This window comes from Staphylococcus sp. HMSC65H10, assembly GCF_001839185.1.
Taxonomy (GTDB): Bacteria; Bacillota; Bacilli; order Staphylococcales; family Staphylococcaceae; genus Staphylococcus; species Staphylococcus simulans.
Window position 1 is genome coordinate 25,795 of record NZ_KV840393.1, and the last position, 17,607, is coordinate 43,401.

13 protein-coding genes and 1 other RNA gene are annotated in these 17,607 nt (G+C 35.4%); 1 reads left to right on the plus strand and 13 read right to left on the minus strand.

Annotated elements, in window-relative coordinates:
* The 3 genes from HMPREF3270_RS10510 to cymR all read right to left on the minus strand — a co-directional run.
* Positions 1-1,148, minus strand: a 1,148-nt coding sequence (locus tag HMPREF3270_RS10510; protein ID WP_070867255.1) for an ISL3 family transposase, incomplete at its 3' end; no start/stop codon positions are given.
* Between the two features lie 224 nt (positions 1,149-1,372).
* Positions 1,373-1,579, minus strand: a complete 207-nt coding sequence (locus HMPREF3270_RS10515; RefSeq protein WP_002481109.1) for a CsbD family protein — start codon at positions 1,577-1,579, stop codon at positions 1,373-1,375.
* A gap of 129 nt (positions 1,580-1,708) precedes the next feature.
* A complete protein-coding gene (gene cymR / locus HMPREF3270_RS10520) occupies positions 1,709-2,128 on the minus strand; it encodes a cysteine metabolism transcriptional regulator CymR (protein WP_002481110.1) in 420 nt (139 codons plus the stop codon).
* An 86-nt stretch (positions 2,129-2,214) separates the two neighbouring features.
* Here cymR and HMPREF3270_RS10525 point away from each other — a divergent pair, with 86 nt between their 5' ends.
* Entirely contained in the window at positions 2,215-3,495 is a 1,281-nt protein-coding gene (locus tag HMPREF3270_RS10525; protein WP_060804777.1) for a replication-associated recombination protein A, read from the plus strand.
* 51 nt (positions 3,496-3,546) lie between these two features.
* Here the strand turns inward: HMPREF3270_RS10525 and HMPREF3270_RS10530 are convergent, their stop codons facing one another.
* The 10 genes from HMPREF3270_RS10530 to secDF all read right to left on the minus strand — a co-directional run bounded on the left by HMPREF3270_RS10530 (position 3,547) and on the right by secDF (position 17,209).
* Positions 3,547-4,323 carry a tRNA threonylcarbamoyladenosine dehydratase gene (locus tag HMPREF3270_RS10530; RefSeq protein WP_023016063.1) on the minus strand — a complete coding sequence of 259 codons (777 nt, stop codon included), beginning with the start codon at positions 4,321-4,323 and terminating at the stop codon, positions 3,547-3,549.
* A gap of 134 nt (positions 4,324-4,457) precedes the next feature.
* Positions 4,458-4,648: non-coding RNA, 6S RNA (ssrS, locus tag HMPREF3270_RS10535), on the minus strand.
* Between the two features lie 72 nt (positions 4,649-4,720).
* The gene (aspS, locus tag HMPREF3270_RS10540; RefSeq protein ID WP_057510442.1) at positions 4,721-6,487 is read right to left on the minus strand and encodes an aspartate--tRNA ligase; all 1,767 of its coding nucleotides are present in this window, start codon (positions 6,485-6,487) and stop codon (positions 4,721-4,723) included.
* A gap of 15 nt (positions 6,488-6,502) precedes the next feature.
* Positions 6,503-7,777, minus strand: coding sequence for a histidine--tRNA ligase (gene hisS, locus HMPREF3270_RS10545; RefSeq protein WP_070848831.1), 1,275 nt, complete (start codon positions 7,775-7,777; stop codon positions 6,503-6,505).
* A gap of 325 nt (positions 7,778-8,102) precedes the next feature.
* Positions 8,103-8,978, minus strand: coding sequence for an N-acetylmuramoyl-L-alanine amidase family protein (locus HMPREF3270_RS10550; RefSeq protein ID WP_070848829.1), 876 nt, complete (start codon positions 8,976-8,978; stop codon positions 8,103-8,105).
* The gene (gene dtd, locus HMPREF3270_RS10555; protein ID WP_070848827.1) at positions 8,975-9,427 is read right to left on the minus strand and encodes a D-aminoacyl-tRNA deacylase; all 453 of its coding nucleotides are present in this window, start codon (positions 9,425-9,427) and stop codon (positions 8,975-8,977) included. The genes HMPREF3270_RS10550 and dtd overlap by 4 nt, the downstream gene beginning before the upstream one ends.
* A gap of 15 nt (positions 9,428-9,442) precedes the next feature.
* Positions 9,443-11,632 carry a RelA/SpoT family protein gene (locus HMPREF3270_RS10560; protein ID WP_002481117.1) on the minus strand — a complete coding sequence of 730 codons (2,190 nt, stop codon included), beginning with the start codon at positions 11,630-11,632 and terminating at the stop codon, positions 9,443-9,445.
* Between the two features lie 351 nt (positions 11,633-11,983).
* Entirely contained in the window at positions 11,984-12,502 is a 519-nt protein-coding gene (locus HMPREF3270_RS10565) for an adenine phosphoribosyltransferase (protein ID WP_023016066.1), read from the minus strand.
* Positions 12,503-12,520: 18 nt separating this feature from the next.
* Positions 12,521-14,794 carry a single-stranded-DNA-specific exonuclease RecJ gene (gene recJ, locus HMPREF3270_RS10570; RefSeq protein ID WP_070848825.1) on the minus strand — a complete coding sequence of 758 codons (2,274 nt, stop codon included), beginning with the start codon at positions 14,792-14,794 and terminating at the stop codon, positions 12,521-12,523.
* 138 nt (positions 14,795-14,932) lie between these two features.
* Positions 14,933-17,209 carry a protein translocase subunit SecDF gene (gene secDF / locus HMPREF3270_RS10575; protein ID WP_002481120.1) on the minus strand — a complete coding sequence of 759 codons (2,277 nt, stop codon included), beginning with the start codon at positions 17,207-17,209 and terminating at the stop codon, positions 14,933-14,935.
* Between the last annotated feature and the right edge of the window lie 398 nt (positions 17,210-17,607).

Here is a 17,607-nt window from a genome sequence, read left to right on the forward strand (position 1 = left end):
TGTTTTAATGTGTTTTGAATTTCCGGAAGGAAAGCTTTAAAACTTTTAAGTACTCTTCTTAAGCCTATATTCAAATTCGGTTCATCCAAACATCTCTTAATTTCCTCAGTTAATAACTTTGCTTTATTATGCTTAATCAACGCACGGATTGTATTGACTCTGACATACATATCTTTTAATTCTGGAACTTGATCCAGTATATAATTTACGATTGATTGCTCTGATTCTAACCCTTTGAATAATCTTTGATAATGATATTCTACACTGTTTAAACATTCTGAAGGTTTGAGAATAATCCTCCAAAAATGTTTGAGTTTATTATATAAGCGCGGTTGAGTATTTTTGAAGTGATTCATCCACTTAACACGACATTTGTTTAATTCACGGTTCAAGGCTTGAACGAGATGGAAACGATCTAGAATGATTTCTGCGTTTGGAAATAGCTGCTTGAATAAAGAAATATAAGGACTATACATATCCATCGTTACGGATTTAATGTTTTCTCGCACAGTTTTTTCGAACCTCATAAAGTAATCAAACAAAGCTTTTTGTCTTCGGTCAGGAAGAATATCTATAATTTCGTGCGTGTCACCGTCACAATATATAAAGCTCATTTTGCCTACGACATTTTTTACACTTTTAAATTCATCTACCATGATATGTTGAGGTAGTTTATTAAAAGGTCCTAGTTTTACACTTTCGGCTATTTTATTAATATAACGTATCACTGATGTAGCACTGACGTTATTATCTAATCCGATACTTTTACATGATCTATTTTCTCCGCTTTGATAAAGGAGATGAAGTATTAAGTTATTACAGAAGTTATAATGCTTTTTGACAAAAGAAGTTTTTGATACAAATGAACGACGACATCCACGACAAAAGAATCTTTGCTTTTTTAATTCTAAATAACTAGGTGTTCCTTGTGTTTTTAATAATTTGATCATTGTTTTGCGTTTACCGTTTTTAACGATTAAGTTATTTTGATTAACTGCTCCGCAGTTTTCACAACAGTCAGGCGTATATGTAAGTGTTCCTTTAAAAATTAGTGTCCTTACTAAGTTTATATATATTACATCTGGCTCTTCTTCAAAAACAATGTTTTCCCCTTTATAATCAATGACTTTTGCTATACAATTGGACATAAGCGCAATACCTCTTTCTTTTTGTGTGGTAACTTAATGATAGGGGGTTGCGCCCTTTTTATGCAAAAAAATTCGATTGAGAAATAACCGTTAGGTTATCTCATCAACCGAATTTATTATAGAGCCATAAATATATATACGTTGATTAGTATTTTGGTTAAAACACAAATAACGGGCAGAACCATTTAAGATTCTGCCCGTTATTTCTATTTGTTGATTGATAATTATTTATCTTTATTGAATTTATCTTTTAATTTGCCAGCTGCATCTTTTGCTTTGTCTGCAGCATCATTGATTTTTTCATCAACTTTACCTGAAGCTTTATCTGCTTTACCTTCATTTTCTAATTTTTTATTATCAGTAGCATTACCTACTGTTTCTTTAACGTTGCCTTTTGCTTGTTCTAATTTGTCTTCACCTTTATTTGCCATAATCGATTCCTCCAATTATTTCAAATCTAGTTATATTATATGAATACCACATGTGAATTTGAATAAACATATCCATATTACGCATTAAAAAATGCAGTCCAACAACCAGTAGTTGAACTGCAATACTTATTAAATATAGAACATGTAATTATCGCGTTTATCAGTATCGTTAAAGTCTGCTAAATATTTTAACGTTGTGCCATCTAATACTTCTCTGACTGCGTCTCTCATGCGCAACCAAAGTTCTTGTTGTGCTGGCGGCTCTGAATCTATACTTTCAACGAATGAAATCGGACCTTCAAGCAGGCGAATAATATCTCCGGCTTTAATTTCATCAGCTGGGACACGGAGTTGGTATCCACCTTTAGCACCGCGTACACTACGAATCAATCCGGCATTTCTTAAAGGTCCTACTAATTGTTCTAGGTATAGATCACTTAATTTATTTTCTTCTGCAATAGTTTTTAACGATACGCAACCTTGACCTTCCCTCTTAGCAAGAGAAATCATTAAGGTTAAGCCATATCTCCCTTTTGTTGAAATTTTCATTTTATTACCTCGCTTAATCCGATTTTATTTTATTCAATTCTAGCATTTTTTACGTTAATATAGTAATAGAAAGGTGTGACTCTATCTTGACTAACGAACCTTTAGCATCTAGAATGCGTCCGCAAAACCTAGATGAAATCATATCACAACAACACTTAGTTGGTCCAAAAGGTATCATTAGAAGAATGGTTGAATCCAAACGACTGACTTCAATGATTTTTTATGGACCTCCTGGTATTGGAAAAACCAGTATTGCGAAAGCCATCGCAGGTTCTACACAGTTTAAGTTCAGACAATTAAACGCTGTGACAAATACCAAAAAAGACATGCAAATGGTGGTTGAAGAAGCGAAAATGTCTGGTCAAGTCATTTTACTGCTTGATGAAATCCATCGTTTAGATAAAGCTAAACAAGATTTCCTGTTACCTCACTTAGAGAACGGAAAAATAGTACTTATTGGTGCGACAACGTCCAATCCGTACCATGCGATTAATCCTGCTATTCGTTCACGAGCACAGATATTTGAACTCTATCCTCTGACAGAAGAAGATGTTGCTGTAGCATTAGAACGCGCTTTAGCTGATGAAGAACGCGGTCTTGCTTCCTATCATGCAACAGTTGATCATGATGCAATGCAATACTTCTCCACTCAAAGTCACGGTGATGTGCGCAGTGCTTTAAACGCCTTAGAACTATCAGTACTAAGTGCTAAACCTGATGAGAATGACAAAATTCACGTTTCTTTAGAAGATGCCAAAGATTGTATGCAAAAAGGCAGCTTTGTCAGTGATAAAGATGGTGACATGCACTATGATGTCATGAGTGCTTTCCAAAAATCAATTCGAGGCAGTGATACTGATGCCGCATTACATTATCTTGCACGACTGATTGAAGCAGGAGATCTCCCAACCATCGCGAGAAGATTACTAGTGATCAGCTATGAAGATATCGGTTTAGCATCCCCTGGTGCCGGGCAACGTACACTCGCTGCCATTGAATCTGCAGAACGTTTAGGATTTCCAGAAGCACGCATTCCGCTCAGTCAAGCAGTTATTGAATTATGCTTATCACCTAAATCAAATTCAGGTATCAAAGCCATTGACGCTGCTTTATCTGATATTAGAAAAGGTCATGTCGGCCAAGTGCCTAATCATCTTAAAGATGGTCATTATAAAGGCGCTAAAGAATTAGGTCATGCAATTGGTTATCAATATCCGCATGATTCTGAGAATGGCTTTATACCACAGCAATATCTGCCGGATAAACTTAAAAACAGACATTATTACCATCCTAAAACAACATCTAAAACCGAACAGCAACTTAAACAAATCTATGACAATATTACTAAGCAGCAAAACAAGCGTTAATTAAGGTTGATAGAAGAATCGTAGTCAGTCTACGATTCTACATCAGCCTTTTTATTTTTGGTTTTTATCTTTAATTCTAGTCACAGGTATATCTTTTAAGACATCGTTGATGACATAACTTGCACAAATTAAGCCTACTACACTTGGCACAAATGCATTTGAAGATGGTGGCATTTGACCTTTACGCGTTGCCGCATTTTTATCGCCGACTGTTTCTTTAACATCTTCTCTGATGACGATTGGACTTTCATCTGAAAAAACAACTGGAATCCCTTTTTTAATACCTTCTTTTTTCAATTTTTGTCTAATTATTTTTGCGATAGGATCTGTATTCGTTTTAGAAATATCGGCAATTTGGAAACGTGTTGGATCTGTTTTATTTGCAGCACCCATACTAGAAATGATTTTAATGCCGCGTTTCAAACATTCTTTCATCAAATGCACTTTATAAATAATTGTGTCGCTCGCATCAATAATGTAATCAATATCATAATCATTGAACAGTTGTTCATACGTTTCTTCGGTATAGAACATATGTAAAGAAGTTACTTTACAATCTGGATTGATTAATTTAATACGTTCTTCCATCAATGTCACTTTACTTTGACCGATAGTCGTTGTAAGTGCGTGTAATTGACGGTTCACATTAGTAATGTCCACATCATCTTTATCAATTAAAATGATATGACCGATATTTGTTCTAGCTAAAGCTTCTGCTGCAAAAGACCCAACGCCCCCAACGCCAAGTACTGCAACTGTTTGTTGTTTTAATAAATCAAGTCCCTCTTTACCGTATGCCAATTCATTACGTGAAAATTGATGTTTCATCAAATCTATACTCCTTTAATCTAACTTTACTACCATATACCATTATAACAAATTTAGATAATATTATTTCGTGAAAAAAGCCAAACTTTGAAAAGAAAATAAAAAAAATACGCAGGACCGAAGTCCTACGTACGATAGAATCCGTTGTACCGTAGTTATTAGAGCTTGATCATTTTGGCCTGCTAATTACAGGTGGGTGCCCTGTTTCTTGTTTTGCAAGTCCTCCTTAAGAGGCGTGTGCGCTGCAAGAAAACCTATTGGGCTCCCTGATCAAAGAGTGTTAGGTCAAAATACATACAGCAAACTACGAGTATTTCAGACGACTATCTTATACTTAGATATTACCACATAAAATGGTAATTGCAAATACAAACACTCTCAAAGTGTAATTTTTCTATTAATGACGAATACGCAATGCTAATTCTTCTAATTGTTTATTAGAAACTTCACTTGGTGCTTGTGTCATTAATGATACAGCTGACGCAGTTTTAGGGAATGCGATTGTATCACGTAAGTTTGTACGTCCTGTTAATAACATGACGAAGCGGTCAAGACCTAATGCGATACCGCCATGTGGTGGTGCACCATATTTGAATGCATCAAGTAAGAAGCCGAATTGATCTTGTGCTTCTTCTTTTGTAAAGCCTAAGACTTCAAACATTTTTTCTTGAATATCACCATTGTGGATTCTGATTGAACCGCCGCCTAATTCATAACCGTTTAATACGATATCGTACGCTTTCGCTTGTGCTTTTTCTGGTTCAGAATCTAATTTGTCTAAATCTTCATCTTTAGGTGATGTGAAAGGATGGTGCGCTGCTACATAGCGTTTTTCATCTTCATCATATTCAAGTAACGGCCAATCTGTTACCCATAAGAAGTTTAATTTATCTTCATCAATTAAGCCTAACTCATGCGCTAATTTTACACGTAATGCACCTAAACTTTGTGCGACAACACTTGGTTTATCTGCAACAAATAATACTAAATCTCCTGCTTCTGCATCTGTTAAAGATTTTAATGTTTCAACATTTTCATCTTCAAAGAATCTTGCGATTGGTCCGCTTAAGCCATCTTCAACAACTTTGACCCAAGCTAATCCTTTTGCGCCATAGATATTCACAAACTCAGTTAATTTATCAATATCTTTACGTGTATATTTGTCTGAAGCACCTTTCGCAACTAATGCTTTTACTTCTCCGCCTTTTTCTACTGTATCTTTAAAGACTTTGAAGTCCATTGTTTCTCCTAGTTTTGAAACATCCAATAACTCCATGTCAAAACGTGTATCTGGTTTATCAGAACCATAACGTGACATAGCTTCTGCGTATGTCATACGTGGGAATTGTTCAGTCAATTCAACACCTTTAACATCTTTTACAACACTTTTCAGCATGTCTTCACCAAGTTCCATAACATCTTCTTGGTCTACGAAACTCATTTCAATATCGACTTGCGTGAATTCAGGTTGTCTGTCTGCACGTAAGTCTTCGTCACGGAAACATTTTACGATTTGGTAATATTTATCGAAGCCGCTGATCATCAATAATTGTTTGAACAATTGTGGTGATTGCGGTAGCGCATAGAATTTACCTTCATGCACACGAGATGGTACTAAATAGTCACGTGCACCTTCTGGTGTTGATTTAGTTAAGAAAGGTGTTTCGATATCTAAGAAACCTTCTTTATCTAAATATTCATGAATTGCGCGTGTAATGTGGTGACGCATTTTAATTGTTTGCGCAAGTTCTTGTCTTCTTAAATCTAAATAACGATATTTTAAACGGATATTTTCATCCACTTGTTGTGAATCATCATTTATTGAAAATGGCGGAGTTTGTGCTTTGTTGATGATATTGATTTTATCAACTTGTACTTCAACATTACCTGTTTTAATTTTAGGGTTTACAGTTTCAGGATCACGTTTTGTTACTGTACCTTCAACTTCAATCACGTATTCAGAACGGATAGATTCCGCAACTTCTAATGCCTCTTTAGAAAAGTCTGGGTTGAAGACGATTTGTACATAGCCTTCACGGTCACGTAAATCAACAAAGATTAATCCACCTAAGTCACGACGATTGTGTACCCATCCTTTTAAAGTGACGTGTTGTCCTAAAAGGTCTTCCGTTACAAGACCACAATAAGTTGTTCTTTTACTCATAATTACTCTCTCCTCTTATTTCGCTTTCTTCTCTTCAAAATATGAAACTAAATCCGTGAGTTGAATCGCTTCTGATTCTCCGCTCTCCATATGTTTGATATTGATATTTCCATCTTCAAGTTCTTGGTCGCCGATTACAATCGTATATTCAGCTCCTACACGGTTCGCTTGCTTCATTTGACCTTTAATTTTACGTTTCAAGTAATCTTTATCTGCTTTAATACCGTGATGGCGTAAATCATTTAATAATTTAACTGCGTAACGGTCCGCTTTTTCACCCATCGTTACAATAAATAAATCTAAATGATCTTCATCTTCGATTTCGATACCTTCTTCTTCTAACGCAAGTAGTAAACGTTCAATACTTAATGCGAAACCAATACCTGTTTGTTTTGGTCCATCTAGTAATTCTAATAAACCATTGTAACGTCCGCCGCCGCATAGTGTTGTGATGGCACCATCATAATCTGGACTGTCAATCATTAATTCAAAAGCAGTGTGTGTATAATAATCCAGACCACGAACTAAGTTTGGATCTTCCACATAAGGAATACCTAATTCATCTAAATAACTTTTAACTTGTTTAAAATAAGCTTTTGATTCTTCGTTTAAATATTCTGTGATGCGTGGTATAGTTTTAACCGCTTCTTTATCTCTATCCACTTTACAATCCAAAATACGCATTGGATTCGTATACAAGCGAGATTGGCAGTCACTACAGAACGTATCAATGACAGGTTCAAAGTGCTTAATTAACGCTTCGTTATATTCCTTACGAGAATCAAAGTCACCCACACTATTAATCACAAGTTTCAAGTGTTTTAAGCCGAATGATTCATAGATATGCATTACCATTGCTAAAACTTCAGCATCAATACTTGGATCTTCGGCACCGATTGCTTCTACACCGAATTGATTAAATTGACGATAACGCCCTTTTTGTTTACGTTCATATCTGAACATCGGACCATTATAGTAAAGTTTAATCGGTTGGTTCGGATCACCTTGCATTTTATTTTCAATGTATGAACGAACTACTGCTGCAGTACCTTCAGGTCTTAATGTAATACTGCGATCACCTTTATCTTTGAATGTATACATTTCTTTTTGTACAACATCTGTTGAATCGCCAACACCTCTTGCGAATAAGTCAGTACTTTCAAAAATAGGTGTACGAATTTCTTTATAATTATACAGTTCCATTAATTCATCTAATTTTGTTTCAATATATCTCCATTTTCTGCTTTGATCAGGCAGAATATCTTGTGTACCACGTGGGATTTTAATCATATCGTCACTTCCTTTTAGAAATAAAAAAGCCCCTTGTATGATATCACTATCACACAAGGGACGAATTTTCCGTGTTGCCACCCTAATTGAACTGTATAGCACAGTTCCACTTTAAACATTTAACGTATGTTGTACGGAAGATAAACAGAAACTATTTACCTTCACCTCTTCTTGTGTTCAATAATGACAAAATTACTCTGAATAATCTTTCAGCCTAGGATTATTTCTCTTGTATCATTTCGTAATGTCTATTCAAGAATCGTAACGGTTTTAATTATTTTATTCAGATACTATCATAACGATTTTAAGCATTGATTGCAACTATTTAAGCTGAAAAATACATACGTAAACCATCAACAATAGACTGTTCTAATATTTGGCGATGCAATTTATCTCGTATCATCATCTCATCTGTTGGATTACTGATATATCCTAGCTCAATTAACACAGCTGGTATTTTAGATTGACGCAATACTTGATAATTTTCCTGTCTTGCACCTTTTGGTGACAGCAAACCTTTTTTCTGTATACTCATACTTAAAACTTGTGCTAAATCTTCTTGTTTTTTCTTGTACCAATATACTGTTGCGCCATTTGCTTCAGGAGACTCCAAAGCGTCATTATGTAAGCTGATAAACGCATCACCTTTAAGATTTCTATCTTTCAGTTTGACGTAATTATCATTGTCACGCGTCATTTTAACAGTTGCGCCTTCTTGCTCAAGTTTCTTTTTTAACTCCAATCCAGTTTTTAAAGTATAAACTTTTTCTAAAGATTTATACTTAGTGCCACTGGCTGCTCCCTGGTCACCACCGCCATGACCAGGATCCAGTACAATCACTTTGCCTTTTAACGGCTTAGCATTCGGATCATTATCTGGCGGAATATCTAAATCCGTATGCCATCCAGCCACCCATCCTTTTTGCTTGCCATTACTCGTTTCAACATAAACCCATTTACCTTTTTTATCAAGTTTATGGAATGTTTCACCTTTTTCGGCAGGAAAAATCTCAGGATAGACGGCGTTAGGACCCGTTCTTAATTCTGCATCTTCTTTCATTGTTACACTATCATCATGTTTATCTTGATAATTGGCAACGAGAATTATCGTAAATACAACAATAATAATTAAGAGTGCAGCAATGAGTACGGGAATCGGTTTAAGTCTATGCTTTTTAAACCACCGTTCTATTCGGTTCATATCACTTTGCCGTCCTGACTTTCATAAATAATAGTCACAGGACCGTCATTTGCGATATCCACTAACATATCAGTACCGAATTCACCTGTCTTAACTTCTAAGTCATAAGTACGTAATGCATCGTTCAACGCTTCATATAAGCGATTTGCTTCATCTGGAGATTTAGAATTCGAAAAGCCAGGTCTATTGCCTTTTTTAACATCAGCATATAACGTGAATTGAGATATAGATAATATCTCACCCCCGATTTGCTGAACATTCAAATTCATTTTTCCTTCTTCATCTTCAAAGATTCTTGCATTGGCTATCTTTTTTGCCACTGCTTGCACATCTGCTTCAGTCGAATCTTTACCGACACCAACTAACAAACATAAACCTTTTCCAATTTGATTATTTAACGTTTCATTTGTTACAGATGCTTGTTTGACACGTTGTACTACTACTCTCATATATATACACCTCAGTTAGTTCCAAACTCTTGTTACTGTATAGACGTCTCCTAGTTGTTTAATACGTTCTACGACTTTAAATACTTCGTTGACGTTTTTAACCATCACACTTAAATTAATAATAGCATTTTTTTCAACATCAGATTTACCTGATACTTTAACTAAATTACTGTCAGTTGCGTTAACCGCTTGCAGTACTTCATTAAGTAATCCGTTGCGGTCATAGGCAGTGACTTCTAAATCAACTTGATAACGTTGTGTAGAGTCTTTAGATTTCACCCACTCTACGCTGATCAAACGTTCTTTTTCATTTCGGATATTCGGACAATCTGTACGGTGTACTTTAATACCATGGCCTTTAGTAATATAACCTACAATATCGTCACCTGGAATCGGATTACAGCATTTAGATAATTTGATCAATACGTTTTCAATACCTTCAACATAAACACCGCTGTCTGTGGTGATATTGTCTTTAATCGGTACAGATTTTGTGACTTCTTGCGCTTCATTCAATGCACGTTGCTTGTCAAGAATACGTTGTTTTTCCGTTAACTTGTTAACGATTTGTGATGATGTCACACCGCCAAAACCTACTGCCGCAAATAAATCATCTTCATTTGAGAAATTATATTTTTGATTGACGATATCTATATTCGCTTCTGTCAACACTTCATCAACTTTAAAGCCTTGTTCCTTAATTTCCGCTTCTACCATAAACTTACCTTTTTCAATGTTTGAAGAACGGTCTTGTTTTTTGAAGAAGCTTTTAATTTTGCTTTTTGCACTGGAAGAACGAACAATTTTCAACCAGTCTCTGCTTGGTCCATAGGAATGTTTGCTTGTTCGTATTTCAACAATATCTCCAGTTTGCAATACGTAATCAATCGGTTCGATTTTACCATTGACCTTTGCACCGATCATTTTGTTGCCGACTTCACTGTGTACGGCATAGGCGAAGTCAATCGGAACTGCACCATAAGGTAATTCAATCACATCACTTTGTGGTGTGAAGGCATATACTTTATCACTTTGTAAATCGAACTTCAATGATTCCATAAATTCTTGTGCATCATTCGCTGTTTTATCCGCTTCTGCCAAGTCTTTCAACCATGATAGTTTCTTAGCATAACTTGAATTATCATCAGTGACTTTCTTGCCTTCTTTATAAGCCCAATGCGCCGCAACCCCGTGTTCAGCAATTTCATGCATTTCATGTGTTCTGATTTGAATTTCTAAAGGATCGCCATTAGGACCTACAACAGTGGTATGCAACGATTGATACATGTTTTGTTTAGGCATCGCAATATAGTCTTTGAATCTGCCAGGCATCGGTTTCCATAAAGTATGTACTAAACCTAATACCGCATAACAATCTTTAATTGAATCAACAATAATACGCACTGCTAATAAATCAAAGATTTGATCGAATTGTTTCTTTTGTTTCATCATTTTACGATAGATACTGTAAATATGTTTAGGACGGCCGTTAATCTCACCTGAAATATGCATTTTATCCATTTCAGCACGTATATTGTCTATCGCGTTTGCAATATAAGCTTCACGCTCACTACGTTTTTTCTTCATGAGATTGACGATACGGAAGTACTGTACACCATCGATATAACGAAGTGCTATATCTTCAAGTTCCCATTTGATTGTATTAATCCCTAAACGGTGTGCAAGCGGTGCGTAAATCTCTAATGTTTCTTTAGAAATTCTGATTTGTTTTTCTCTCGGCATCGCTTTCAAAGTACGCATATTATGCAATCTATCTGCTAATTTAACTAAGATAACACGTACATCTTTGGCAATCGCAATAAATAACTTTCTATGGTTCTCAGCTTGTTGTTCTTCTTTAGAACGATATTTGACTTTCTTTAATTTCGTAACCCCTTCAACAATCATGGCTACTTCATCGTTAAACATCGCTTTTACGTCATCAAATGTGTAAGGAGTATCCTCAATTACATCATGTAAGAAGCCTGCAACAATAGTCGGTCCGTCAAGATGCATCTCAGTTAAAATACCAGCTACTTGAATCGGGTGCATAATATAAGGCAAACCATTTTTTCTGAATTGGCCTTGATGCGCTTCATATGCGATATGATAGCTTTTCAAGACATGTTCATACTCCTCTTTGGATAAGTAGGATTTTGCTTTATATAAGACTTCATCTGCGCTGTATGGATATTCATTATTCACATTAGACACCCCCACATCTTCTTTTTAAGTACATTTTATTTTATAAACTGCTTGTCAGTTTGTTTGAATATTTCGTATTTCGACAATAGTTATATAGGTTACCAGCCTATTTTCAACTCGTTCCTTTTATCACAACTTACATTTATATTAAATAATATATCTATTCTACTATACATTGACAGATAATTGAACCACTATACTTCGACGTATTGTGTGAACTTTCGCAATTATCTTGTCAGTGTCGTTTACAAGCTTACCTTGTAGAATTAACTTTTATTTTAAAAACAAAAAACAAATTTTGCAAATAAATAAATGTATCGCTTACCCTTCACTAGTAAGCGATACATTATTTTACTCATCATATGAAATTAAGCTTAATACTTCGTAGTCTTTAATCTTTTCATAACCATGTAAATATTTTAATTCGATGATAAAGGCAATACCAGCTACAATACCTCCTAGTTCTTCAACGAGTTTGATTGTAGCTTCAATCGTGCCGCCTGTCGCTAGCAAATCATCAGTAATTAAGACGCGTTGTCCTGGTTTAATAGCATCCTTATGCATAGTTAAAACGTTAGTACCATATTCCAAGTTGTACTCATATTTGATGACTTCTCTAGGAAGTTTGCCTTCTTTACGTACTGGTGCAAACCCAATTCCCATTGAATACGCTACAGGACAACCGATGATAAAGCCACGTGCTTCAGGACCTACAACGATATCTACTTCTTTTTCTCTAGCAAATTCAACGATTTGATCTGTCGCATAACCATAAGCTTCCCCATTATCCATAATCGTTGTGATATCTTTGAAATTGACGCCTTCTTTAGGCCAATCTTGTACTTCTGAAACATATTGTTTTAAATCCATTTATTTATTTCCTCCTAATTACTTAGCTAGCTGTTCTTTAATCCAAAGTTTCACCTTTGAAAAGTCATCATATAACAAGAATTTCTCAACATCTATCCGTTTAAGTCTTGCTTGATAAAGCTTACTAGAAGTAATGTCCTTTTTATCTACATTTTTATTCACTTTAATTATACCATGATTATTCTCAATAAAATCTAATTCATTAAAGACTTTGAGCATAAATATCAATAAAGGCGGTTTGATTTTTAAATAGTTGCATAACTGCATTCCATCTTGTTCTAAGTTGATTTCATCTTTCATAAATAAGGCTTTATAGCATGCCTTAAAATGGTTCATTTGCGGCATGCCGTCAAAATAAATAGAGTGTCGATGGTTCAACTCTAAAATAATTTGACTGGCTTGAATTGACTTTAGCGTTTGTGCCATGGTTTCTAAATCCAATGGTAACTCTTTAAAGATATATCTGTCATAAACTTGTTCAATTATATCTCCATAGAAATATTGATGTTCATGTGCTTTTTCAGCCTGTGCATTGATAATTTCTGCAGTCGATGCATTATCATGCATCTCATGTTGACGTGCTTTGCCTCTGAAGTCTAAAATTTGCAGCTGTTCTGAAGCCATATCTTGTACCATGAATTGAGGTGATTGATTACCATTCCATTCATTTATTTGTAAAGTCCCGATTAAATTTAAGGGCTCGTTCGGTTCTAGTTGGTGTGCATATGCACCATTTTGCCAATAAAGGGCTTGTAACTTAGAATCACCTAGCGTCATTTTTAAATGTTTGCCTTCTTGACCAATCCCTTTAGATTGTTTGACTTGAATCCCATCTAATTCAAACACAGGACTAGTAAAGTCTGTACCGAATGGTCGTAACTTTTCAATATCTGAAATATTTTTAACCGTAATATCAGATTCGCTTAATACTAAATCTACTTTTTTCCTAGGTGTTAAATCTTCGTGTTTTGCGAGTTCTGCCATATGAGCATTTAACGCTGTTTTAAGCTTTTCTATATTTTCAATTGGTAAAGTCATTCCCGCTGCCATATGATGCCCACCGAATTTTGAAATCAATGGTCTTTCTTTATCTAGCATCTCATACATTGAAACTTGTTCAATACTGCGTGCAGAACCTTTCGCAAAATCTTGTGCAGTATCAATGTTTAGAATGATCGTCGGCAAGCCATATGTTTCAACAATTCGTGAGGCAACGATGCCAAGAACACCTTCATGCCAATTTTCTTGGGCAAGGATTAAGAAGCGGTTTCCAGCTTCTACTTCCGCTTGTGCCATTTCAAGTGCTTCGTCTGCAATCTCTTGAACAATATCTTTTCGTTCTTGATTAAAATGTTCAACTTGCTCAGCTAAGAATTCCGCTTCTTCCGCACTTTCACACATTAACAATTCCGCTGCTAAACTTGCATCATCTAGACGGCCTACTGCATTCAAACGCGGTCCTATTATAAAACCAATCGTTTCTTCGTTTATCGCGTCGTTATACCCTGCTTGACTTAGCAGCGCTTCGATGGCAACTGATGGATGATTGTTCATCACTTTTATACCTTGTTGTACAATAGCTCGGTTTTCATTTGTTAATGAGACCAAATCAGCAACTGTACCTATGGCTGCCAAAGCTGTAAATTCAGGTGCAGGATGATCAAGTAATGCTTGAGCAATTTTTAATGCGACCCCTGCACCGCTTAAGTATTTAAATGGATAGTCAAAATCTGGATGCATCGGATGCACAATCGCATAAGCTTCCGGTAACGTTTCACCAATTTCATGGTGATCTGTAATTATCACATCTATGTCTAATTCTTTAGCCACTAGCATTTCATGATGACCTTGGATACCGTTATCAACTGTAATAATCAAATCGATACCTTCATCCGCCGCGTTTCTAAAGGCTGCTTCATTTGGTCCATATCCTTCAGTAAATCGATTTGGAATATACCATCCGACTTCTGCACCAAGTTCTCTTAATGCACTGACTAATATAGATGTAGATGTTACCCCATCAGCATCATAATCTCCATAAACTAAAATACGTTCTTTTTTATCAAGTGCTTGATTGATACGTTCAATAGTTTTCTTCATATCACTTAACGCATAAGGGTCATGCTGAATTTGAGATGGTTCTAGTAATTGTTTGATTTCAGAAGACGCTATTACACCTTTGCTTTGTAATATTTTTTGTACGATAGGTGTAAGCTTTAATGCTTTAGCGTCATCTGATGTGATTTCTGATGTATTCGATTGTAAATCCCATTTATACTTAGCTTTAATCATATAACGACTTCCCTCTTTTCCACATGTCATTATACAGAAGAACTCATAAAATAAAAAGCAACTTCTACCAAACATAGCGTTTTACCTCATAAAAAAACTCCCAGACTAAAAAGTCCAGGAGTTAATACTCTCGTTCTATTAAACCAGAATTTTATCTTCGTTTTTACGTTTTTCTCGATAAACGACAAGTTTATGATTTGGTGCTTTTTTAAGTTGTTGTTTTTTCATCATGCCCCATAAAGGTACAGCGATGAACACAGATGAGAATACACCAGAAACTAAACCAATTAATAATGCAAGTGCAAAGTTGAAGATACTTGATGCACCGAAGATTAATAATGCGACTACAACAATCACAACTGTTAATACAGTGTTGATTGAACGTGTCAGTGTTTGTCTGATTGAACGGTTTACAATTTTGTCAATCTGTTCTGGTTTAGTAATCACCCTGATCTTATGCAAGTTCTCACGTACACGGTCAAACGTAACGATTGTATCGTTAATAGAGTAACCGATAATTGTTAGAACCGCTGCGATAAATGTTACATCTACTTCAATTCTGAACAAGCTGAATACCGCTACAATCATAAAGGCATCATGCAGTAATGCGATGATAGATGATAAGCCCATTCGCCATTCGAATCGTAATGAAATGTATATAATCATACCGATGGATGCGTAAATCAATGAAAGTAATGCGTTTTTCGCAATTTCTTGACCAATCACCGGTGAAACTGTGTTAACAGTAGGTTCATTACCGAATTCTTTTTTCATCACATTTTTAACTTTAGCAACTTCGTCTTTGCTCAAATCATTTTTAAATTGAACAGAAGCGCTATCGTTATTACCAGATAATGAAATACGGTCAGGCTTCATATGCGCTTTGTCTAATTGTTTTGTAACATCTTCTTGTGTAATCTTATGATCTGCTTTCATATCAACACGTGTACCACTTGTAAAGTCGATACCTAAGTTTAATTTGAATATAAACAGAATCACTACACCAGCAGCAATCACAATACCACTGAACCAGAATAATGGTTTCGCAAGTTTCATGAAGTTCCAATGATCATAAGGTGTTTTTAATTGATACACATCAATACCCTCATTGATATCATGTCTATCTTTCTTCTTAATACCAAATAACCAGAAACTTTTCTTGAAGTAATTTGATTGTACTAACAATGATAATAAGATACGTGTCAAGAATACTGCTGTCACGAAACTCATTAAGATTGCGAGTAATAACATCGTAGCGAAACCTTTAACCGCACTTTCACCAAAGAAGAATAACACAGCTGCCGCTAAGACAGTTGTTAAGTTCGCATCTAAAATCGTAATAAAGGAACTCTTATTCGCTTTGTGGAAAGCTTGTTTCAATGTTCGTCCGATTCTCAACTCATCTTTAATCCGTTCATACATGATGATGTTCGCATCAACCGCCATACCGACACCAAGTACCAGTGCCGCTAAACCTGGCAATGTAAGTACACCATGAATGAAGTTGAAGGCTACTAAAGTTAAGTAGATATATGTTGTTAATGTAATTACGGCAATAATACCAGGTAATCTGTAGAATCCTACCATAAATAAGTAAATGACTCCGACACCTAATAATGAACCGAAGATTGTTTTATCTAATGCATCTTGACCGAACTGTGCACCTACAGAGTTAGAGTAAATTTCTTTAAGATGTACTGGTAAAGAACCAGAGTTCAATAAGTCAGCAATTTGTTTTGCTTTTTGAACGCCTTCTTCGCCATTAAATCCACCAGAAATTTCTACACTGTCAGAGTTGATAGGTTGATCAACTGACGCTGCTGAAACATATTTCGGGTCTTTTTTCTCTTTTTCTTTTTGGTAACTATCGCCTTTTTCGTAGTCTAACCAAACAACCATCACGTTTTCTTTACGTTTTGAAATCTCTTCTGTGACTTTCTTGAATTTTTTACTATCTTTCAATTTGAAAGTAACAGCCGGTTGGTTGGTATTCTGCTTAAACTCTTGTTTTGCAGAACCTTGAACTAAATCCTTACCTGTTAATTTTACGTTATCGTCTGAGTCACGAATCGTTAAATTCGCTTGTGAAGATAAAATGTCTCGAGCTTCATTTTGGTTTTTAACACCAGCAAGTTGTACTCGAATACGGTTATTATCTTCAACAGTAATCTTAGGTTCAGATACCCCTAAGACGTTGACTCTGTTTTCTAACGTTTTGGCTGTGGCTTGAACAGCCTTATCGTCTATCTTATCACCCTTTTGTAATGGATTAACTTGGTAAAGTACCTCAAATCCACCTTGAAGGTCCAAGCCTAAACGAACGTCTTTAATTACATTCTTGTAAGTTGCTGCCATGCCAGCAAAAAGCAACACAACAAGTAACAAGAATGCAATTATTCTACTGTTTTTCTTCACATGAACACCTCATTATTTACTTATGTAAATAGCATACTTGATTTTTCAAATGAACTGCAAGCTAAAACCAAACGTTTCGGTTTGTTCTTACACTGCACTTCAATTGAATGAACCTATATAGCTTACTACATCCTTACTCAGCTTTCAAAAATTCGAACAATACTTTGTGTGATGCATAGCGTGTACAATTAATTAAAACCAACATTAAATCACGTTAATACTATGCAAAACCTTATAAAATCGTATTCCAATATTGAATTATACACGCTCCTACACTAATTTAAAACAACTTTTCATGCATTTAAAGTAATTCAAACAAAATTAAAACATCCTAAAACAATCTATATCGGATCGCTTTAGGATGTTTAGGCTCTATAATAAATTCGGTTGATGAGATA